At 77.1% G+C, this 21,308-nt stretch carries 17 protein-coding genes; 12 read left to right on the top strand and 5 right to left on the bottom strand.

What is annotated here, in order from left to right:
- Positions 1-150: 150 nt before the first annotated feature.
- Positions 151-1,380: a serine hydrolase domain-containing protein gene (locus tag ACSU6Z_RS25490; RefSeq protein ID WP_437049056.1), complete on the top strand. Its 1,230-nt coding sequence runs from the start codon at positions 151-153 to the stop codon at positions 1,378-1,380.
- Between the two features lie 21 nt (positions 1,381-1,401).
- Here the strand turns inward: ACSU6Z_RS25490 and ACSU6Z_RS25485 are convergent, their stop codons facing one another.
- The 5 genes from ACSU6Z_RS25485 to ACSU6Z_RS25465 form a co-directional block, all read right to left on the bottom strand.
- Entirely contained in the window at positions 1,402-2,628 is a 1,227-nt protein-coding gene (locus tag ACSU6Z_RS25485; RefSeq protein WP_437049055.1) for an MDR family MFS transporter, read from the bottom strand.
- Positions 2,625-4,418: an ABC transporter permease subunit gene (locus tag ACSU6Z_RS25480; protein WP_437049053.1), complete on the bottom strand. Its 1,794-nt coding sequence runs from the start codon at positions 4,416-4,418 to the stop codon at positions 2,625-2,627. Before ACSU6Z_RS25480 ends, ACSU6Z_RS25485 begins: the two co-directional genes overlap by 4 nt.
- Positions 4,419-4,421: 3 nt before the next feature.
- Positions 4,422-5,927, bottom strand: a complete 1,506-nt coding sequence (locus tag ACSU6Z_RS25475; protein WP_437049052.1) for an ABC transporter substrate-binding protein — start codon at positions 5,925-5,927, stop codon at positions 4,422-4,424.
- 48 nt (positions 5,928-5,975) lie between these two features.
- Entirely contained in the window at positions 5,976-6,569 is a 594-nt protein-coding gene (locus ACSU6Z_RS25470) for a GNAT family N-acetyltransferase (RefSeq protein ID WP_437049050.1), read from the bottom strand.
- A gap of 324 nt (positions 6,570-6,893) precedes the next feature.
- A complete protein-coding gene (locus ACSU6Z_RS25465; protein WP_437049048.1) occupies positions 6,894-8,138 on the bottom strand; it encodes a YncE family protein in 1,245 nt (414 codons plus the stop codon).
- 173 nt (positions 8,139-8,311) lie between these two features.
- Between ACSU6Z_RS25465 and ACSU6Z_RS25460 the strand changes: the two genes are divergently transcribed.
- The 11 genes from ACSU6Z_RS25460 to ACSU6Z_RS25410 all read left to right on the top strand — a co-directional run bounded on the left by ACSU6Z_RS25460 (position 8,312) and on the right by ACSU6Z_RS25410 (position 21,125).
- Positions 8,312-9,289 carry an ABC transporter substrate-binding protein gene (locus tag ACSU6Z_RS25460; RefSeq protein ID WP_437050481.1) on the top strand — a complete coding sequence of 326 codons (978 nt, stop codon included), beginning with the start codon at positions 8,312-8,314 and terminating at the stop codon, positions 9,287-9,289.
- Positions 9,290-9,366: 77 nt separating this feature from the next.
- Complete coding sequence (locus ACSU6Z_RS25455; RefSeq protein WP_437049046.1) at positions 9,367-10,458, top strand: FecCD family ABC transporter permease; 1,092 nt, start codon at positions 9,367-9,369, stop codon at positions 10,456-10,458.
- Positions 10,455-11,462, top strand: coding sequence for a FecCD family ABC transporter permease (locus ACSU6Z_RS25450; RefSeq protein ID WP_437049044.1), 1,008 nt, complete (start codon positions 10,455-10,457; stop codon positions 11,460-11,462). Before ACSU6Z_RS25455 ends, ACSU6Z_RS25450 begins: the two co-directional genes overlap by 4 nt.
- Before the next feature lie 20 nt (positions 11,463-11,482).
- Complete coding sequence (locus ACSU6Z_RS25445; protein WP_437049043.1) at positions 11,483-12,349, top strand: ABC transporter ATP-binding protein; 867 nt, start codon at positions 11,483-11,485, stop codon at positions 12,347-12,349.
- 57 nt (positions 12,350-12,406) lie between these two features.
- Positions 12,407-12,520: a streptamidine family RiPP gene (gene amiA / locus ACSU6Z_RS25440; protein ID WP_240661371.1), complete on the top strand. Its 114-nt coding sequence runs from the start codon at positions 12,407-12,409 to the stop codon at positions 12,518-12,520.
- Positions 12,521-12,632: 112 nt separating this feature from the next.
- Positions 12,633-13,628 carry a hypothetical protein gene (locus ACSU6Z_RS25435; protein WP_437049042.1) on the top strand — a complete coding sequence of 332 codons (996 nt, stop codon included), beginning with the start codon at positions 12,633-12,635 and terminating at the stop codon, positions 13,626-13,628.
- Entirely contained in the window at positions 13,625-15,118 is a 1,494-nt protein-coding gene (locus ACSU6Z_RS25430; RefSeq protein WP_437049040.1) for a CocE/NonD family hydrolase, read from the top strand. Before ACSU6Z_RS25435 ends, ACSU6Z_RS25430 begins: the two co-directional genes overlap by 4 nt.
- Positions 15,115-16,494: a YcaO-like family protein gene (locus ACSU6Z_RS25425; RefSeq protein WP_437049038.1), complete on the top strand. Its 1,380-nt coding sequence runs from the start codon at positions 15,115-15,117 to the stop codon at positions 16,492-16,494. Before ACSU6Z_RS25430 ends, ACSU6Z_RS25425 begins: the two co-directional genes overlap by 4 nt.
- Positions 16,495-16,504: 10 nt before the next feature.
- Complete coding sequence (locus ACSU6Z_RS25420; RefSeq protein ID WP_437049036.1) at positions 16,505-17,623, top strand: SagB/ThcOx family dehydrogenase; 1,119 nt, start codon at positions 16,505-16,507, stop codon at positions 17,621-17,623.
- On the top strand, positions 17,620-19,368 hold the full coding sequence (locus ACSU6Z_RS25415) for an ABC transporter ATP-binding protein/permease (RefSeq protein ID WP_437049034.1): 1,749 nt from the start codon (positions 17,620-17,622) through the stop codon (positions 19,366-19,368). The genes ACSU6Z_RS25420 and ACSU6Z_RS25415 overlap by 4 nt, the downstream gene beginning before the upstream one ends.
- On the top strand, positions 19,365-21,125 hold the full coding sequence (locus ACSU6Z_RS25410; protein ID WP_437049033.1) for an ABC transporter ATP-binding protein: 1,761 nt from the start codon (positions 19,365-19,367) through the stop codon (positions 21,123-21,125). Before ACSU6Z_RS25415 ends, ACSU6Z_RS25410 begins: the two co-directional genes overlap by 4 nt.
- The last annotated feature ends 183 nt before the right edge of the window (positions 21,126-21,308 follow it).

The following is a 21,308-nucleotide window of genomic DNA, read 5'->3' as shown; positions in this document are numbered from 1 at the left end:
GGGGCGGGCCGTTCACCGGGATGGCCGGTCCTCGTGAAGATCGCGGCCGTGCGCGTGTTCCCCGGTGCTCTCCCGGCCACGATGAGGTCTGAGGGCGTCCGTGGCGGGTATGCCGGACCGCACCTCGACGAACGTGACGTGAGGAGAGCGATGGCACTGCTGCGGCAAGAGGCCGAACCGGACGAGGTGGGGCTGGACCGGAAAGCGCTGGAACGTCTCGACGGGCACTTCGCCCGCCAGGTCGGCGAGGGGCGCCTGCCCGGGTTCCTCGTGGCCGTCGCCCGCGGCGGGCGCGTCGCCCACCTCACCGTCCACGGGCACCGGGACGTGGCCGCCGCCCTGCCCGTCGAGGCCGGCACCCTGTGGCGGATCTACTCGATGACCAAACCGGTGACGTCGGTCGCCGCGCTGATGCTGGTGGAGGAGGGGCGGTTGTCCCTGGACGATCCGGTCGACCGGTACATCCCCTCCTTCGCCGGGCCCCGGGTGTACGCCGGCGGCTCCGGCGCCGACGTCACCACCCGCCCGGCCTCCGGTCCGGTCCTCGTACGGCACCTGATGACCCACACGGCCGGTCTGACCTTCGGCTTCTACCACACCCATCCCGTCGACGCCCTCTACCGCGCGGCCGGGCTGGAGTCGTCGGTGCGTCCCGGCGCGGACCTGGCCGAGACGGTCGACCTGTACGCGAGCCTGCCGCTGCAGTTCGAGCCGGGCACGCAGTGGAACTACTCGGTGGCCAGCAACGTCCTGGGACGGCTGGTGGAGGTGGTGTCGGGGCAGCCGCTCGACGTGTTCTGCGCCGAGCGGATCTTCCGCCCGCTCGGTATGCCGGACGCCGGTTTCCAGGTCACGGACGAGCAGGCCGGACGGCTCGCCGAGCTGTACGGCGAGACCGACGGCGGCGGCATCGAGCCGGTGCCGGGCCTGCCGCTGCGGGGCCGGCCGCGGTTGCTGTCCGGCAGCGGCGGCATGGTGGCCTCCGCGTACGACTGGCACCGGTTCATGGAGATGCTGCGGCGGCGCGGCGAACTCGACGGCGTCCGGCTGCTCGCCGCCGGGACGGTGGACCTGATGACCCGCAACCACCTGCCCGGCGGCGCCGATCTGCGCGCCTTCGGCAGCCGCCCCGCCCACGACCAGCCCGGCAACGACGGCGTCGGCTTCGGCCTCGGCGTGTCCGTGGTGATCGATCCCGCCCGCACGCAGGCCCCGTCCGGGCTCGGCACGTACGGCTGGAGCGGGGTCGCGACGACCACCTTCTGGGTCGACCCCGGCCGTGATCTGACCGTGCAGTTCATGACGCAGGTGCGGCCGAGGTCGTCGCACACGGTCTACCGGGACCTCAAACGGCTGGTGCACGAGGCCGTCCGGGACTGACATCCGCAGGAGCATCCCGCCTCAGCCCCGCCGCGGCAGCAGCACCACCGCCCCGAGCGGTACGGCGGCCAGGACGAGCCAGGGCACGGCGGCCGGCAGACCGCTGTCGAGCAGCGTGCCGGCCGCCGCGCTGCCGAGCAGCACGACGATCCCGGAGACCGACGACAGCGCCCCCGTGTACAGCCCGAGCCGGCCCTCCTCGGCGAGGTCGGGCACCCAGGCGCGGGCGACGGGCGCGACGAGCATCTGCCCGGCGGTGAGCAGGACGACGAACGCGGCGGCGGGCAGCAGCCCCGCCGTGCCCGTCCACCCGGCGGGCCGCGCCGCCGCCACGACCGCGAAACCGGCCGCGATCAGCACCAGTCCGGCCGCCATGGAACGGCGCAGCGTCAGCCGTTCGCCCGCCCAGCGGGTGACGGGCAGCTGCGCGGTCACCACCAGCAGGGAGGAGAGCGCGAACAGCCACGCCAGCGGCGCCTGGGAGCCGGTGGCGCGCTCCACCTCGGCGGGCAGGGCGAGATAGAGCTGGTTGTAGGCGAGCAGATAGGCGCCGTACGCGCAGCACAGCGCCAGGAAGCGGCGGTTGCGCAGCACCAGCCGCGCCCCGCCCCCGACCTTCGTGCGGGTCCGCCCGGGGATGTGCTGCGGCAGCAGCCGGGCGTGCCCGGCGAGGACGAGCACGAAGATCCCGGCGCCGGCCAGGCACACCGTGCGGAAGTCCACGGCCAGCAGCAGCGCCCCCAGCAGCGGCCCGACGAACGCCCCGGCCTGCCCGGCCACCGTGAACAGCGCCAGCACCCGGGTGCGGGAGCCGCCGCCGGCCTCCTCCCAGACGACCGCCTGCCGGGCCACCTCGGACTCGACGGCGGGCGAGAACAGCGCGGCGGCGAACCCGATGAGCAGGACGGATCCGACGACCGCCCAGGTCCGCTCGGCGTATCCGAGCCAGACGAACCCGGCGATCCGCAGCACGCACCCGGCGAGCACCACGGGCCGGATGCCGTACCGGTCGGCCAGGGCCCCGCCCACCACGAACAGCCCCTGCTGGCTGAAGGTGCGCAGCCCGAGCACGAACCCGACCAGCCAGCCCGCCATGCCGACCGTCCGGCCGAGGTGCTCGGACAGGAAGGGCAGCACGGCGAAGAAGCCGACGTTGAAGGCGAGCTGGGTGAGGACGAGCAGCCGCAGCAGCGGGGAGAGACGGCCGCGCCCGGACGCCGGGGGCAGGCCGGTGGAGGCCGCGGTCACCGCGCTCCCGCCAGTTCCCCGGCGGTCCCCGTCCGGTCCGGGACGGGGAGGGCGGCGGGCCCGGCCGGCCGCCGGCGCGGCCGGCGCACCCCTCCGGCCGCGGTGACGGCGAGCGCGCCGAGGAGGGCGAGGACGGCGGCGGGGGCGAGGACGGCCCAGGGGGCGCGTTCGGCGTAGGGCTGGTTCTCGGCGAGCAGCAGGCCCCACTCGGGGGACGGCGGCTGGGCGCCGAGGCCGAGGAAGCCGAGGGAGGCGAGGGAGAGGGCGACGCCGGGCAGGCGCAGCAGGGCGTGGCGGGTGACGGGCGGCAGGATCGCGGGCAGGATCTCGCGGCGCATCAGGTGCGGGCGGCTCGCGCCCATGCCGCGGGCGGCCAGGACGTGCAGGGTGGCGCGCTCCTGGGCCAGCAGGGAGGAGGTGTGCGCGGCGAGCGGGGCCCAGGCGACGGCGGCCACGGCGAGCGCGGGGGTGGCGGCGCCGCTGCCGGCGACGGCGGTGACGAGGAGGGCGAGCAGCACGGGCGGGACGGCGTTGACGGTGTCGGCCAGCGGCCCGGACAGGCGGGGCAGGAGGCCGAGGAGGACGCCGGCGACGAGGGCGGCGGCGCTGATGGAGAGCGCCAGCAGCAGGGTGTCGAGGGCGCCGTGGCCGACCCGGGCGAGCAGGTCGCGGCCGAGGGCGTCGGTGCCGAAGGGGTGGGTGGCGGAGGGCGCGCGCAGCCGTTCGCCGGTGTGCACGGCGAGCGGGTCGCGGGGCAGGCCGAGCGCGACCACCGTGATCAGGAGGGCCGCCGGGACCAGCGGCGTCGCGCTCCGGGCGGGCGGCGCGGGCCGGTGCAGCGTGGGCAGCGCCCCGTCGCGCAGGGCGGGGCCGGTCAGCAGGCGCGCGGCGAGCCGGGCGGCGCCGGTGGCGGCGGCGGCGAGCAGCACCAGGGCGAGCGTGCCGGCCTGGAGGACGGGCAGGTCCTGGGCGAGGGCGGCCTGGAGGGTGGTGCGGCCGAGGCCGGGGACGTCGAAGATCCGCTCGACGGCGACCGCGCCGCCGGTGAGGCCGACGGCGAACAGTCCGAGGTTGGGCAGCAGCGCGGGCACGCAGCGGCGCACGGCCTGCCGGGCGATGCGCCGGCCGGTCAGTCCGCGGGCGGCGGCGGCCACCGCCCAGGGCTCGCGGAACGCGCCGGGCAGCAGGTCGTCCAGGAGCCGTCCGAGCACGGCCCCGGCGGGCAGGCCGAGGGCGAGCGCGGGCAGCACCGCGTACGCGGGTCCGTACCAGCCGAGCGCGGGCAGCCAGCCGAGCTGCACGCCGACGACGGTGGCGAGGACGGAGGCGACGAGGAACTCGGGCAGCGAGGCGAGCATCGCGGAGGCGGTGCCGCCGCGGCGGCCCGTGCCGAGCCGTCGCCGGGCCCCGCGGCGCAGGGTGCGGACGCACACGAGCGCGGCGGTGAGGACGGCGATCACGATCGCCGCCGCCATGAGCAGCAGCGAGGCGCCCAGCGCCTGGAGGACGTCGGGCGCGACCGCGGACCCGGAGATCCACGACCGGCCCGCGTCGCCCCTGGCCAGCCCGCCCAGCCACTGCCCGAGCAGGGGAAGCGGCCCGTCGTCCAGCCCGAGCTGGTCGCGGATGCCGGCGAGCACCTCGGGGGTGGGGTCGCGGTCGGCGGAGCGGGCCTTGAGGACGGTCAGCGCCGGGTCGGTGCGGGTGAGCCAGGGCAGCAGTCCGATCCCGCAGACCAGGGCGGCCGCGAGCGCGATGCGCCACAGGGCCGCCGTCACCTGCTGTCGCATGGGTCAGCGCCGCGTTCCCGTGCCGACGAGGGCGCGCTCGTAGGGGTCGAGGATCACGCCCCGGACGCCGTCGCCGACGCCGGTGATGATCCGCTGGTGCACGAGCGGCAGTACGGCGTCGGTGCCCAGGATCCGGGCCTCGGCGGCCATGGCGGCGTCGCGGCGCGCCTCGGTGTCCGTGGTGTCCGCGGCCCCGGCCACGGCCTTGTCGGCGTCCTCGTCGCAGAGCTGGGCGATGTTGTAGTCGCCGTCGCAGGTGTAGTCGCTGGCGAGGACGGAGACCGGGTCGCCGGTGTCGAGGAGGGTGTTCCGGGCGAGGACGAAGGCGTCGAACTTCCCGGCGAGCGCGTCGCCCTCCAGCCGCGAGTACTCCCGCACGGTGATCTTCACCTCGAATCCGGCCTTCTCGAGCTGCTGCTCGACGACCTGGGCGACCTCGGGCAGTTCGGGCCGGTTGTCGTAGGTGGCGAGGGTGACGGTGGCGCCGTCGGCCTTCTTCGCCTTCGCGCGCCCGACGGGCTCGGTCCGCTTGCCCGCGGCCCAGGTGACGGCGGGCCCGTAGATGCCGGCGCCGGGGTCGCCGTACCCCTCGTACACGTCCTTGGCGAAGACGGAGGTGTCGAGGGCGGCCCGGGCGGCGGCCCGCAGCCCGGCGTCCCGGAAGGTGCCCTTCCCGGCGTTCAGCAGCAGGCTCGTCGTCCGGGTGGTGGCGGTGTCCCGCCGCTCGTCCTCGTCCAGGGTCGCGGCCTGGGAGACGGGCACGGCCTCGGCGATGTCCAGCTCGCCGGTGCGCAGGGCGTTGGCGCGGGCGGTGCCGTCCGCGATGAACCGGGCGTCGATGCCGGAGGCCTGCGCCCGGCCGCCCCAGTAGTCGTCGAACCGGTCGAGGGAGGCGGAGGCGGCCCCGTTCACCTCGGTGATCTCGAACGGTCCGGTGGCGTGCCCCACCGGATCGACCCGCTCCCCCTCGTACGCCTTCTCGGAGAGGATGGCGAGGCTCGGGCTGGACAGCCGCAGCGGCAGCACGGGGTCGGCCTCGCCGGTGGTGATCGTCACGGCGCGGTCGCCGTCGGCCTTGGCGGTGAGGTCGACGCCGGTGAGCGCGGCGGGCGCGGGTTCGGCCCGCGCGGCGTGGGTGAGCGCGCCCGCGACCGCGTCCGGGGTGACCTTCGTCCCGTCCTGGAAGACGGCCTCGCGCAGGGTGAACGTCCAGGTCCTGGCGTTCTTCCGCTGCCAGGACTCGGCGAGCGCGGGCGCGGCGGAGCCGTTGGCGTCCAGCGAGGTGAGGCCCTCGGTGACACCGAGCCGGCTGAGCAGGGTGGCGTCGGCTCCGTACGGGGAGAACCTCTCCGCGGGCGGGAAGGCGAGCGCGACGCGGAGGCGGGAGCCGTCGCCCCCGGCGCCCTCGCCGGAGGACCGGTCCCCGCCGGAGGCGAAGCAGCCGGTGACGGTGAGGAGGGGAGCGAGTATCAGCGCGGGGAGCAGCCGGAGGCGAACGTGGGGATGCATGGTCCTGAGAGGAGGTCGGAAGATCGGGAACGACAGCCTATATGACAATCATTTCCAGCTTTCGACCCCTCCCTCCGGCATTCCGCCCCCCGGCGCCCCACTCGTCGGCGTCCCTCCCATCGGCACCTCGAAGTGCACGACGCCGTTTCCGCCGCCGGGATCCTCGCGCTCGTCGTGGACGACCTTGGCGAGCGACCGCCAGAAGGGCTCGGCCCCCGTCACGGACGGGTCCGTGTGCAGGTAGACGGCCCGGTAGCCGCCGTCCGCCTCGGCGAACGCCAGCAGCTCCTCGACCAGCCGCCGGGCCAGCCCGCGCCGGCGGTGCTCCGGCCGGACGTAGATCCGGCGCAGTTGGGCGGTCTCCCCCGAGGGGAAGCGCTCGGCGACGTGCCGCGGGTTCGGCGGGTGGGCGGGACCGCGGGAGTCGAGCGCTCCGGTGGCGACGACCTCGCCGCCGGGGTCGAGCGCGACGAGCAGGGCGTGGCGCGGCGGGGCGAGGTAGGCGGCGACCGGGTCGATGATGTCACCGTGCCAGTGGGGCACGTACCCGGTGCCGAAGTCGCGGTAGACGGTGTCGAGCATGACGGCTCGGGCGGCGTCTATGTCCTGGGGGCCTGCCGGCCTGATGCTGTAGTCGCGCACTTGCACATGATACGCATTAAGCTGTCCGGCAAGATCGCGGGCCCGGTGCCGCCCCTCTCCTCCCCCGGCGTCGCCGCACGGTGCCCGGGGCGGGCCGGTGTCCCGTCGCACCGGCCCGTCCGCCGCCCGGCTTCCCACCTCGACCGCCGGGCCCGGCCCGTCCCCCGACGACACCACCGTCGACGGCGGCCTACGGCGTCGTCGTCAACGGCGACGGCGTCACCGAGCGCGAGGGCCGGGGCCTGGGCAGTCACTGCTGCCACATGCCGCTCCGCCCATCGTGCAGGACCACGGCTTCGCCGCGTTCACGGGGGCCGCGGGCGCTCACCGGCCCACCGGGTCGCCCTCCGCCCCGTCGTCCCGGGTACGCAGCATCAGGTGGCCGCCGTGGTGCAGCGGCGTGCCCGGTTCCAGGCGGGCCGCCTCGCAGCCCGTCACGGCGTCGACGACGTGGATCTCCCCGTGGCCGCCGCGGGTGACGGCGACCCAGTCGGCGCCCGGCGAGGCGGCCACCGCGCGGCGCTGGACACCCTCCCACGGCGTGCGGCCGCGGCGCGGGGCGCCGTCCATGGCGGGGAGCGGGACGCGGCGGACGGTCGCGCCGGTGTCCCGCAGGAGCAGGAGTTCGTCGCCGTCGGGGTGGACGCGGGCGAACGCGGCGTGGTGTGCGGCCAGGGCCAGCCGGAAGACCAGGCCCGGGCCGAGGTCCGTGCGCGTCGCGCGGTCCGCGTCCAGGTCGTGGCGCCACGCCCGGTTGGTCCACTCCGGCCACCGCAGCGGATCCGGCGGGCCGCCCCGCAGCGTCGACCACAGTGCCCGCCGCCGCGGGTCGAGCCGCAGGTACCAGCCCCGGGCGGGCGCGCCCCAGGGGATCACCGGCTCGGGGAAGAGCGTGCCGCCCGCGCGGCACGCCCGGTGCACCCCCTCGCCCGTCGCCGCGAACACCCGCCCGGTCAGGGGGTCCTGGGCGTCTCCGTGGCCGTCGTCCGGCAGGGGCAGGAGCGCGTGGGGCGTGACGGGCGGGCAGCCGGGCGGGGCGGCGAGCAGGTCGGCGAAACGGTGCACGGCCAGCGCGCCGGGCTCGCGGTGCCGCAGGACGACGAGCGGGCCCTCGCCGTCGGCGTCCGCTCCCCCGGGGCCCTCCTTCCCGAAGGTCCCGTCCCCGAGGACCGTCACCCCGGGCTCCCCCGCGCGCGTGCGCACCCGGACCGCCTCCCCCGTGGCCAGGTCGGCGATGGTCAGCACGTCCGACCACGGCCGGTCGCCGCGGCCGAGGCCGGTGGTGACGGCCACCCACCTGCCGGACGGGTCGCAGGACAGGTGCTCGGCCGGCACGGCGACCGGGATCGCCGCCTCCACCGGTGCGCGGCCGGACGGATCGAGGACCAGCAGCTCGCCCCTGCGGTCGTCGACGCAGGCGACCCGGCCGCCCGGCAGCGCCAGGAACCCGGCGTGCTCGGAGAGGTGACGACCCGTCAGGCGCACGACCTCCGTCCCGTCCGGCACGGTCAGCACGTGGACGGATCCGGCCACGTGGTCGGAGACGTACAGGAGCGGTTCGACGGTCATCGGATGCCTCCCTCGCCGGCGCGGCGAGCGGCCGGGAACACGAACGGCGGACTGGTGAAAACGATTATCATGTATCTTCAGCCGTGTCCCAGGTCCAAGAGAACAGTCCGCGAGGAACTGCCCGTGCGGGCAGCCCTCGTGAGCAGTCCATGAGGAAGAAGCGAGGGCACCCGATGCTGCGCTCCCCGTCGAGATCCGTCCGTTCCTGGATCGCCGCCGCGACGGCCGCCGTCGTCCTGACCGGATGCGGCACCTCCGGTGAACCCACGAGCGAGCGGAGCCCCGCCGCGGGCGGCACCACCGACGTCACCGTCGAACCGATCAAAGCCACCCGGCAGTTGACCGACGCCAACGGGGTGCGGATCTCCCTGCCGAAGGAGCCGCGGCGCATCGTGTGCCTCTTCGCGCTCTGCGACGACATCCTGACCGAGCTGGGCATCACCCCCACGGCCACCAACAGCGCGCTCCTCGCCCACCCCGGCTTCCTCGGCAAGGAGAAGGCCGCGCGGATCGACGTCGTCCCCGGAGGGTTCATCGCCCCGGAGGTGGAGGCGATCCTGTCCCACAAGCCCGATCTGGTGATCGGCCTGGAGGACACCCACGGCAAGCTGGCCCCGGCCCTGAAGGGCGCCACCACCTTCTGGCCCATGCAGCCCGAGACCTGGCAGGACAGCGTGGGCTACCTGCGCGACGTCGCCGCCCTCACCGGCCGCACCGCCGAGGGCGAGAAGGCCGAGAAGGCCTTCCGCACCAAACTCGCCCGGGCCGAGCGGTCCAGGAGCGACAAGACCGCCCTCGTCATCTACGGCAGCGACGAGAACTTCGGCGTCTCCACCCCGGAGACCGACGTGACCGCCAGCCTGTTCCCGAAGCTGGCCGACTACCCCTGGAAGTCCCGCGGGGTGGAGGGGAGTTACAGCCTGGAGGAGATCCTCGCGGCCGACGTCGACGTGCTGTTCGTCGAGACGATCAGCTTCGGCGACGCGGACGGCAAGCTGTCGGAGAAGCTGGCGAAGAACCCGCTGTGGGGGAAGATCCCGGCCGTACGGAACGGAGACGTCCACGAGGTCGACCCCGAGGTGTGGGCCAAGGGACGCGGCACCCGCTCGCTGGGCATCGTGCTCGACGAGGCCACGGCAGCGCTGCGATGAGCGTGCCGACCGCGAGGCGGTCCGGGGCGGCGGGGACGCCCCCGGACAAGGGAACGGGCGGGCGCCGGTCCGGACGGATGCGGCAACTCCCCGTCCTGGCCGTCCTGCTGGCCGCGGCGGCCTGCTGCTCGCTGAGCCTGGGGACACCGTACGTGCCGCTGCACCGCCTGCCCGGCGCGCTGCTGGAGGGGGACTCCACGCTCGCCGGGGTCGTCGTCGGTGAGCTCCGCGTGCCCCGGCTGGTGCTGGCGCTCCTCGCCGGCGCCTGTCTGGGGGCGGCGGGCCTCGTACTCCAGGAGGCGCTGCGCAATCCGCTGGCGGTCCCCGAGATGCTGGGGGTCTCGTCGGGGGCCGCGCTCGGCGTCGCCGCGCCCCTGGTGCTGGCGGTGTCCCTGCCGGCCGCCGTCCAGCCGCTGCTCGCCATCGCCGGGGCGGTACTGGGCGGCGGGCTCACCCTGCTCGCCGCGGGACTGGGGCGCAGCCCGTCCGCCGTGCTGCTGACCGGTGCGGCGGTCGCCGCCGCGCTGCAGGCCGCGCTGCTCGTCCTCATGGTGATGGCCGACCAGCTCGACCTCCAGCTCATCTACCGCTACCTGCTCGGCTCGCTCTCCGCCCGCACCTGGGACGACGTCACCGGCCTGTGGCCCTGGCTGCTGGTCGCGGCGCCCGCGCTGGTGCTGTGCGCGCCGGTGCTGTCGGTGCTGCGCCTCGGCGACGAGGACGCCGAGGCGCTGGGGGTGCGCACGCAGCGGGCGCGGTTCGCCGCGCTGGGCATCGCCGTCGTCCTGATCGCACCGGTGACGGCCGTGTGCGGCCCGGTGGCGTGGGTCGGGTTCCTCGCCCCGCACCTGGCCCGGCGCCTGGCCCCCGGTGCCGACGCGGTGGGGTGGCTGCCCTGGTCGGCGGCGTGGGGCGCGGCCGTGGTGGCCGTCGCCGACGTCCCGGCCCGGCTCGCGCTGGCTCCCGTGGAGACACCGGCCGGTGCCTGGACGGCCCTGCTCGGCGTGCCCGCCGGGGTCGCGCTGCTGCGGTCGGGCGGTGGAAGGCCGAAGATACCGAAAACACCAAAAACACCAAAAACACTGAAAACACCGAGGGTGCCGGGGACCCGGGGCGGCCGGACGGCGCCTTCCGGCTCCGCACCGGGCGCGGCGGGGGTGACGCGGTGATCCGGCGCCTGTGGCTGCTCGTCGTGCTCGTCCTGGTCTGCGCCTGTGCCGAACTGCTGGCGGGCCGGGGCATGTCCCCCGCCGTCGTGGGGGAGGTCCTCGGCGGGGGCGGTGACGCGACGGAGCGGCACATCCTGCTCGAACTCCGCTTCCCCCGGACGCTGGTGGCCCTCGCCGCGGGAGCCTGCCTGGGCCTGGCGGGGCTGGTCCTGCAGTCCGCGCTGCGCAATCCCCTCGCCGGTCCCGAGGTCACGGGCGTGACGCCGGGCGCGGTGCTGGGCGCCGTCACCGCGACGGGGCTCGGGCTCGCGGGCTGGGAGTCGCCGCTCGCCGTGGTCGTCGCCGCGTGTGCCGGCGGCTGCGCCGGGGCCGCGCTGTTGTGGCTGCTCGCCGGGCGCGGCCAGGGTGATCCCGGGCGGATCGCCGTGCACGGCGTGCTCGTCTCGGCGGTGCTCGGCGGGCTCACCGCCATGGTGCTGCTGGTCGCGCCGGGCGAGCTGGGCAGCGTCGTGCAGTGGCTCGTGGGCACCACGGAGGGCCGGGTCTGGCAGCACTGGCACCTGCTGTGGCCGTGGGCGCTGGTCTGGGGCGCGGCGGCGTGGCTGCTGGCCGGACCGCTGACCCTGCTGCGCTGCGGCGACGAACTGGCCACCGCCGCCGGGCTGTCCACCTCGCGGGCCCGGGCGCTGGCGCTGCTGTGCGCGGTGGCGCTGACGGCCGGAGCGGTGGCCGCGGTGGGCGCCCTCGGCTTCGTGGGGCTGCTCGTCCCGCATGTCGCGGTGGCCTTGCTCGGCGCCGACCTGCGGAGGACGCTGCCCGGCGCCGCCCTGGTGGGGGCGGCCGTGGTGTGCGGGGCCGACGCGGGCGCCCAACTGCTGTCGCGGCTGCTGGCGGTCGCGCTGGACGCCGGACGGCTGACGCTGCCGGTCGGGGCGCTCACCACGTGCGTGGGGGCCGCGCTCCTGCTGGCCGTGGTGCGCCGCGCGCCGAGCCGTACGTTCTGATGCCGACGAAGGACACAAGCATGAACGAGCCCATCGAGCCCACCGAGTCCCCCGCGTCCCCTGCCCCTTTGGGGATCCACGTGGAAGGGGTGCGCTTCGGCTATCCGGGCCGGCCCGTGCTGGACGGTGTCGACCTGACCGTGGAGCCGGGCGAGCTGACCGCCCTCGTCGGTCTCAACGGCTGCGGCAAGTCGACCCTGCTGCGGCTGGCCGCCGGCCTGCTGCGTCCCGCCGCGGGACGGGTCCTGCTCGGCGGGGACGACCTCGCCCGGCTCTCCCGGCGCGCCACCGCACGGCGCGTCGCGCTGCTGCACCAGTCGGCGCCGGCCGTCCCGGGTATGACGGTGCGTCAACTCGTGCGGCAGGGGCGCTACGCGGCGCGCGGCCCGCTCGGCATGCTGCGCGAGGGCGACGACCCCGTCGTCCACCGGGCGCTGCGCGACGTCGGGGTGGAGGAGTGGGCCGAGCGTCCCGTGGACGCCCTGTCCGGGGGCGAACGGCAGCGGGTGCGGCTGGCGATGGCGCTCGCCCAGGACACCCGGATCCTGTTGCTCGACGAGCCGACCACCTACCTGGACCTGCACCACCAGCTGGACGTGCTGCAGACCGTGGTGCGGCTGCGCGAGGAGCGCGGTCTGACCGTCGTGATGGTGCTGCACGACCTGGCGCACGCCGCCCGGTTCGCCGAGCGGATCGTCGCGCTGCGCGGCGGGCGCGTGGCGGCCGACGGGCCGCCCAAGGAGGTCGTCACGCCGGGGCTGCTCGCGGACGTCCTGCGGGTGGCGGGCCGGGTGGGCCGGGATCCCGAGGGGGGCTGGCCGGTGTGTTACCCGGATCACCCTCTGCGGAGCCACACAGGACTAGAAACTGATAATCATATTCATTAGTGTCAGCGGCACGGCGCTCGATCGAACGCCGTACTTCCTTGCGATTGAGGAGAGTTCATGGACAACGAGCAGGTCTTCGCGCCGATCGCCGACCCGGGTCAGCTGGCCCACGACTCGGCCTCCCACTCCAACGCGCTCGTCGAGAACCCGTTCGACGACACCGAGGAGTGACCCGGCGGTAGTCACGGTCCGTGGGCCCGCCCGCTGCCTTCCGGGCGGGCCCACGGCTCGCTCCCGCCTCATCGCCCGTCCCCGTCCCCGCCCTTCCTCCAGGAGAACCGACGTGACCCGAAGCCAGCTCGCACCCGGTGTCGAGATCGTCGCCGTGCCCGGGCGGGGGCTCGCCCTCCGGACCGCCGACGGGGACTTCCTCACCGTGCGGACCGGCGACGCGGACGAGGCCGCGCTGCTCGCCCGGCTCTCCGGTGCGGCACCGGACGCCTCCGGCCCCGGTCTCGACCGGCTGGTGCGGGCCTTCGAGGACGCCGGGTACGCGGCACCGGCGCCCCGCGCGGCCGCATGGCCCGCCGAGCGCCGGGACGTGCTGCTGATGGGCGACCCCGTCCTGACCGAACCGCTGGCCGGGTACCTGCGGGCCGCCGGCGCCGAACCCCGGTCCGCCGCGCCCGGCGGGCCGCCGGCCCGGCCGGAGACCGCGGCCGCGGTCGTGTGGTGCCTCGACGGGCCCGTCCCCCCGGGACTGTGGGACGCCGCCGACCGGCTGCCCGAGCGGGGCGTCGCGTGGCTGCGCTGCCACCGGGAGGGCTGGCAGGCGTACGTCGAGCCCCTCGCGGCGACGGCCGGGGACGTCACCTCCGCCCACGTCCGGGCCCGCCGCCTGGCCGCCACGCCCGCCCACCGGGAGCTGAACGCCTACTGGAGCGGGCCCCGTACGGCCGGAGCGCCCCTGCGGCTGACGGCGGCCGCCGCCGGGCTGATCGCCGCGCTGCTCGCCGACGACCTCACCCGGTGGGCCACCGGCGCCACCGCCTCCGGGGCCCTGCCCGCCCGGCGCCGGCTCCGCCGGGTCGACCTGCGCACGCTGACCGTCACCGAACACCCCGTCCTGCCGGTTCCCGCGGTCGCCCCGATGCCGGGGGACGCGGAACCCGCCTCCTCCGCCCCGGCTCCGGGGGACGCGAGGCTCCCCGGAACCGCCCCCGCACCGGCGAACCCGGCCCGTCCCGCACCGGCGGCCCCGGAGTCCCGTGAGACCCTCCCTTCACCGAGGGCGGCAGGGCTCCCCGCGGCCACCCGCGCGCCGGAGAGCACCGGATGACCCCGTCCACCGTGATCGTCGAGGGCCTCGCCACCGACGTCCGGCTCCCCGACGGCGGCGGCCCCTTCCCGGCCGTCCTCGTCCGTACGCCCTACGACCGCCGCCGGCACCGCGCCGAACTGGAGGCCTGGGCCCGGCGCGGGTTCGCCGCGCTCGCCCAGGACGTGCGCGGCCGGTACGGCTCCCCGGGACGGTGGCGGCCGTACGACGGCGAGGGCGCCGACGGCGCGGCGACCGCCCGCTGGATCCGCCGCCGGCCGTGGAGCGACGGCCGGCTGGTGGCCGTCGGCGGCTCCTACGCCGCCCACTGCGCCCTCGCCCCGGCGCTCGACGCGCCCGGGGACGCCCGGTCCGAGACACTGCCCGACGCCGTGATCGCCGCCGTGCCCGCGCTGGGCCTCGCCGAGACCGCCCGCGAACCCTCCGGCGTGGAACGGCTGGCCGCCCGGGCCGGGTGGTGGGCCGCCCACGGCGACCGGCCGGACTCCGAGGAGGACGCCCTGGCGAAGGCGCTCGCCGCCGACCCGGAGGCGCTCGCCCACCTGCCGCTGACCGGCCTGCCCGCGCGACTGGGCCGGGACCTGCCCTCCTGGCCGCACCTGTGGCGGGCCCGCGAACGCGGCCGGCTCGTCGCGCGAGCGGGCGGCGCCCGGATGCCGCTGCTGGCGGTGGGCGGTCACCACGACCCCTTCGCCGAGGACACCGTCGCGCTCTGGCGCCGCTGGGGCGGCCCCTCGGCGCGGCTGCTGCTGGGCCCCTGGGGGCACGGCCTCGTCGCGGAGCCCGGACCCGGCGCCGACCCCGCGCACCGGGTGCCCCTCGGCGACCTCTACGCGGACTGGGCGCGCCGCGCCCTCGCCGGGGACCTCCGGCCCGGGCACCGCGGCGCGGTCGCGCTGGGCGGCAGCCCCCTGTGGCTGCCCGCGGACACGGAGGGCGAGCCGTACCGCCCGCGCCTGCGCCCGCTGCGCGGCGCCTCCTTCACCGCCGACCCCGAACGCCCGGTGCGCTCCGACGACCTGAGCGTGCCGCGGGACGGCACACCCGACCGCTGCCTGCTCGTCACCCCGCCGCTGCCGCGCCCCCTGGACGTCGTCGGCACCGCCGGGGTGCGGCTGCGGGCCGCCGCCGACACCCCGTCCGCCGACTGGGCCGTCCGGCTCGTCGCGCTCGACCCGGGGGGCCGGGCCGAGCGGCTCGCCGTCGGCGTCGTGCGGCGGGCGGACCCGGCGGGCCGGGCGGCCGGGTTCACCGTGGGACTGGGCCGGCTCGCGCGGCGGCTGCCCGCGGGCACCCGGCTGCGCCTGGAGATCGCCGGGCACCACTTCCCGGCCCACGCCCGCAACCCCCACACCGGCGACGACCCGGTCACGGCCACCCGGCTGCTCCCCTCCCGGCGCGACGTCGTCCCCGGGAGCGTGGCGCTGCGGCTGCCCGTGCTCCGGTCCCGTCCCCGCCCCACCGACCCCCTACAGGAGATCCCGCGATGACGGCGCTGCCGCTGGAAGCCCTCGTCGACCCGGTCTGCGGCATCGTCCGCAAGGTCAAGCCGGTCGAGCACCCGGCGGGCGCACCGCCCCGCTACACCGCGCTCACCGCCGAGGTGTCCGACGCCCGCAGGCTCGGGCTGTGGCCCGCCGACCGGGTCTCCCTCGGCACCGCCTTCGGCGACCCCGGGGCCGCCCGGACCGCCGCCATAGCGGAGGGTGTGGAGCGGTACTGCGGCAACCGCGTGCCGCCGCCCGGCCACCCCGGGGCGCCGCTGCGCGCCACCGCCGCCGAGCTGGCCGGCAGGGGCCTGCGGCTGTACGGGCCGGGCGAGGTGCCGGCGTACGCCGACTGGCAGTACGCCCGCGAGAAGTTCCCCTACCGGCGCCTCACCCCGGACACGCCCGCCCTGTGGGCGCGCGGCGAGGAGCGGCTGCCGGACGGGGAACGCGCCGAGGTGTGGGCGCCCGTCGCGCTCACCCACCTCAACTGGCGCCAGGGCGAACTGCGTTCGCTGCCCCGCACCCACCACCTCAACTACGCGGGCATCGCCGCCGGGCAGGGGTTCGACGACGCGGTCGAGCGCGGCCTGCTGGAGGTCGTCGAACGGGACGCCCTGGAACTGTGGTGGCACCTCGACGGCCCCGCCCGCGGCATCGACCCGGCGAGCGTGCCCGGCCTCCTCGACGACCTCGCCGGCTGCGCGCTCGACGTGTGGCTCGTCGAGATGCCCTCGGAGTTCGCCCCCTGCGTGGCCGCACTCGTGCACGACCCCCGCCTCGGCCTGTACGCCGCCGGCTTCGCCTGCAAGTACGACCCGGCCGAGGCCGCCCGCAAGGCCGTCCTCGAAGCCGTCCACACCTGGGTGTTCACGCAGGGCCTGACCGGCCCCGACGGCTGGGTCTTCCAGGCCGTCGAGGCCGGGCTGCTCGCCCGCGGCCTCTACCTGGACCACCGCGCGGACCGCCGCTACCTGGACGCGTGCGGCGAGCACTTCGCGCACGTACGGGACCTGGGGGCGCACGTGCAGGTGTGGCTGGACGAGCGGATGGCGCCCGAGGCCCGGCGGTTCACCGAACCGGCCCTCGGGGTCGTGCCCGTCGACGCGGTCGAGCCCGGCAGCCGGGAACGGCTGGAACGCGCGCTGCACGACGGCGGCCACCGCCTCATGACGTTCGACCTCACCACCGAGGACGTCGCCGAGACACCGCTGCGCGTCGCCCGCGTCCTCGTCTCCGGACTGATCCCCAACGCCCCCGCCGCCTTCGGCTACTTCGGCTGCCCTCGCCTGGCCGGCACCGCCGTCGCGCGGGGCTGGCGCACGACGCCGCCGAGCGCGCCGGAGGACTTCACGCTGGCTCCTCCGCCGCACATGTGAGGACACCCCAGTGGAGACCGACCTCGTCACCGCCCTCGCCCGGGCCCGCTCCCCCGAGCGCCCCGGACCGGACACGCCCGCCGGGCCCGCCGTACGCCCGTGGCCCGGGCCGCCGCGCCCCCTGCCGGCGGCCCGCCCCGGTGAACTCGACCTCGACCGGCTGCTCCGCCTCTCCCTGGCGGCCGAGGACCGCGGCGGACGGCTGCGGCCCGCCGCGTCCGCGGGGGCGCTGCACCCGGTGGACGCCCGGCTCGTCGTGGGCCCGGGCTGCCCCCTGCCGCCCGGCCGCCACGGCTACGACCCGCTGCGCCACCGCGTGCACCCCCTCGGCTCCGGGCCGGGGTCCGAGCCCGGCTCCGGCTCCGGTGAGACGTCGTCCCCCGGGGTGACCGTCGAACTGTCCGTCACCCCGCAGCGGACCGTCTCCCACTACGGTCACCGCGCCTGGCCGCTGCTCCTGCTGGACACCGGGCACGCCGCCGCCGCGCTCTGGCTGGCGGCCCGGGCGGTGGGCGCGGGCTCGATCGCCCTGGACCTCGACGGGCTCCGCGCGGACCCGCTCGCGACAGTGCGGGTCTCCCCGCCCCCACCGGTGAGGGCGTCGGTGCGGAACGCGCCCCCGCCCCACGGGCCGGTGGCCCGCCGCAGCGCGCCGCCGCCCCTGCGCGGCACCCCGTCCCGTGACGACCTGCGGGCGGTCCTCGCCACCGCCGTCGCGGCGAGCGCGGGCGAACTCGCCTGGTGCGCGGCCATCGGCGAACCGCACGCCGAGCTCGTCGAGCCGGCCGCCGACGGTTCGCTGCGGCGGCTGGCCGCCGGGGAGGCCCGGCCCACGCTCGCCGCCTGGGCCGCGGGCCAGGCGTGGCTCGCGCGGGCGGGCGCGGTCCTGCTCGGGTACGGCTGCCCGGCGGACGCCGACGCCCCGCGCATCCGCCGGACGCACCTGCGCGCCGGTTTCGCCGTCCACCTGGCCCATGTGGCCGCCGTCCGCCGGGGGCTGGCCGGCCGGCCCGTCGGCTCCTGGCAGCAGGCCGACCTGGGCGCCGCGCTCGGCGGCCCGCCGGGCCGCGACTGGATCGTGCACGGCCTGGCCCTCGGCAGCACCCACCCCGAGGAGGGGACCTCGTGATCGTCCATCCCGAACTGCGCCGCGCCGCACGGCACGCCCGGCGCCCCCTGCTTACGGCCACCCTCCTCCAGGGCGCCGTCACCCTCACCCACCTCGCGCAGGCCGCCCTGCTCGCCGTCGCCCTCGCCGATCTGGCGCGGGGCGCCACGGACCGGCTCCCCGCCCTCCTCGGGACGGTGCTCGGCACGGTCGCCGTCCGGGCCGGGCTCACCGTCCGGCAGCGGCGCACCGCCACCCGTGCCGGGGCGCAGGTCAGGGTGGCCCTGCGCGACGAACTCCTGGTCCACCTGGGGCGGCTGGGACCCGCTCACCTGACCACCGCCCGGGCCGGCGCCGTCCGCACCACCCTCGTCGACGGCGTGGAGGGCGTCGACGCCTACGTCTCCCGCTACCTGCCCCAACTCCTGGTCACCCTCTGCCTGCCGCCGCTGCTGCTCGCCGCCCTGGCCGCCGTCGAACCGCTCGCCCTGGCCGGCCTGGTCCCGGCCCTGCTGCTGGCCCTGGCCGGGCCGCGCGCCTGGGACCGGCTCCTGGCCCGGCGCGGCCGGGAGCACTGGGACACCTACGAAGCACTCGGCGCCGACTACCTGGAGGCCCTCCAGGGCATGCCCGCGCTGCGGGCCGCCGGCGCGGTCGGGCGCACCCGGAAGCGGCTGGAGGAACGCTCGGCGGCGCTGCACCGGGCCACCGTCGCCAAGCTGCGCGTCTCCCTCGTGGACACCGGCATCACCGACCTGGCCGTCCAGGGCGGCACGGTGGCCGCCGCGCTGCTGGCCTGCTGGTCGTCGGTGACCGGGTCCACCACGGCGACCGGCACCTACCTGGTGCTGCTCCTGGCGTCGGAGTGCTTCCGCCCCGTACGCGACCTGGCCCGCGAGTGGCACGCCGGGTACCTCGGGGTGTCGGCGGCGGACGGGCTGGCGGCCCTGCGCACGGCACGGCCCCCGGTGGCCGAGACGGGGACGGCCCGGGCGGACTGGCCGTCCCCGCCCGAACTGCGCTTCGAGAACGTGGAGTTCTCCTACGACGAGCACGACGGTGCCGGGGAGCCGGTCCTGCGCGGGGTCACCTTCACCGCCGAGGCCGGGCGCACCACGGCGATCGTGGGCCCGTCCGGCGCGGGCAAGTCCACGCTGCTGGCGCTGCTCCTGCGCCACCGCGACCCGCGGCGGGGCCGGATCACCGTCGGCGGCCGCGACGTGACGGCGTACGCGCCGGACTCGCTGCGGCGGAACATCGCCGTCGTCTCCCAGGAGACGTACCTCTTCCACGCCACCGTCGCCGAGAACCTGCGCCTGGCCCGCCCGGACGCCACCGACGACGACCTGGTGCGGGCCGCGCGCTCGGCCGGCGTCCACGACGAGATCACCGCCCTCCCCGACGGCTACGCCACCGTCCTCGGCGAGCGCGGCGCGACCCTCTCCGGCGGCCAGCGGCAACGCCTCGCCCTGGCCCGGGCGCTGCTGGCGGACGCCCCGGTGCTCGTCCTGGACGAGGCCACGAGCGCGGTCGACGAGCGCCGCGAGGCGGACATCGTCCGCGAGCTCGTGGCCGCCGCGGGCGACCGGACCGTCCTGGTGGTCGCCCACCGGCTCGCCGCCGTCCGGCACGCCGACCGCGTCGTGGTGCTCGACGGGGGACGCGTGGACGCCGTCGGGGACCACGCCGCCCTCGTCGCGGCGGGCGGCCTCTACGCCCGGCTCGTCCGGGCGGGACAGGCATACGAAGGAGAACTCGCCGCATGAGCAGCACCACGACCGTCACCGGCCCGGCGGCTCCCGCCGTCCCCGCGCGCGGTTCGCTGCGCGCCCTGCTGCCCGCCCTCGCCGGGCACCGGGGCATGGTGGCCCGTACGTGCGCCGCCGCGCTGCTCGAACAGGGCTCGCTGGTCGCGCTGCTGACACTGGCCGCGCACACCGTCGGCGCCGCCGTCACCGAGGGCCGCGCCCCCTCGCCCGGCACGGTCGCCGCCCTGGCCGCCCTGGTCGCCGTACGCGCCGTCATGACCTGGCGGGAGATGGACCTCTCGCACGACCTGGCCTACCGGGTGCTGGCGGAGCTGCGCGTGCGGATCTTCGACGGGCTGGCCCGCAGCGCGCCCGCCCGCGTGGCCGGCCGGCGCAGCGGCGACCTGGCCGCCACCGCGATGGCCGACGTGGAGGCGCTGGAGTTCTTCTACGCCCACACCACGGCCCAGCTCCTGGCCTCCGGGGTGGTGTTCGCCGGCGGGACCGCGGTCCTGGCCGCGGTGGAGCCGTGGCTGCCGGCGGCGGTGGTGCCGGTGGCCGCGCTGCTGGCCGTGGCGCCCTTCGCCGACGCGCGGGGGCGGGCGGAGCGCGGGGCGCGGACCAGGGCGGCCGCGGCGAAGCTGTCGGCCGACACCGTGGAGACCGTCGACGGGCTGCGCGACCTGCTGGCCTTCGGCGCGCTGCCCGCCCGGCGGGACCGGCTCGCCGAGCGGGGCCGGGCGGTGGGCGAGGCGCAGCGGGCCGAGGCGAGCGGGGAGGCCCTGGCCGCCGCCGTCCGCGACCTGCTCATCGTGGCCGCGGTCCTCGGTGTGGTGGCCGCCGCGGCGCACTCCGTGACCTCCGGGCGGCTGCACGGCGCGTGGGCGCCGGCGGCGATGACACTGGCCCTGGCGGTGCTGGGCCCGGTCGCCGAGTCGACCCGGTCGCTGAGCCAGGCGGTGGGCCTGCGCGCCGCGGCCGCCCGGGTCGACGCGGCCCTGAAGGCCCCCGCCCTCGCCCCGCCGCCCGCCTCGCCCCGCCCGCTCCCCCCGGGCCCGCTGGGGGTACGGCTGCACCGGGTGGGCTTCGGCTACGGAGGCCGCCCGGTGCTGGACGGAGTCGACCTGACGGTCCCGGCGGGGCAGACCCTCGCCCTGGTCGGCGTCTCGGGGGCCGGCAAGTCGACCTGCGCCCACCTGCTGGCGCGTTTCTGGGACCCGTCCGCGGGATCCGTGCAGGTGCTGCCGGCCGACGGCGGACCCGTCGACGTCCGCGACCTCTCCGACGCGGACCTGCGCGCCGCCGTGGCCGTGGTGGGCCAGGAAACCCCCCTGTTCCACGGCACCCTCGCCGAGAACCTGCGGCTGGCGGCACCGGACGCGGACGAGGAGGCCCTCACCGCGACGGCCCGGCTGTGCGGCATCGACCGGTTCGCCACCCCGGACACCGTCGTCGGCGAACGCGGCGCGACCCTCTCCGGCGGCCAGCGCGCCCGGATCGCCCTGGCCCGCGCCCTGCTGGCCGAGCCGCGGGTGCTCGTCCTGGACGAGACCACCGCCCACCTGGACAACGCCGGCGACGCCCAGCTCGCCGCCGCGCTGGCCCACGGCGACCGCACCACGATCGTCATCGCCCACCGCCCGGCGACCATCCGCCGCGCCGACCGCATAGCGGTCCTCGAGGGGGGCCGGATCGTGGAGGAGGGCACCTGGGAGGAACTGACCGCCCGCCCCGACAGCGCCCTCGGCCGGGTACTGGCCGTCACACCGCGCTGAGGCGGCGCGCGGTCCGTCGCCGATCACGCGGGGGTTCCGGTCCGGCGACCGGGGCCCTCGCGCGTGTCGTTCCCGTGAGTGCCCGAGGAGGACCCGCCGGCCGGGGAAGGACCCTCACGACGGGCGCCGGCCGCTTTCCGGGCCTTCCCGGGCCGGCCCGGTACCCCGCCCGTTCGGGGCCGT

The organism is Streptomyces sp. enrichment culture (assembly GCF_964273145.1).
GTDB lineage: Bacteria > Actinomycetota > Actinomycetes > Streptomycetales > Streptomycetaceae > Streptomyces.
The sequence above is the reverse complement of the archived record's forward strand: the minus strand, read 5'-3'. Positions and strand labels throughout refer to the sequence as shown.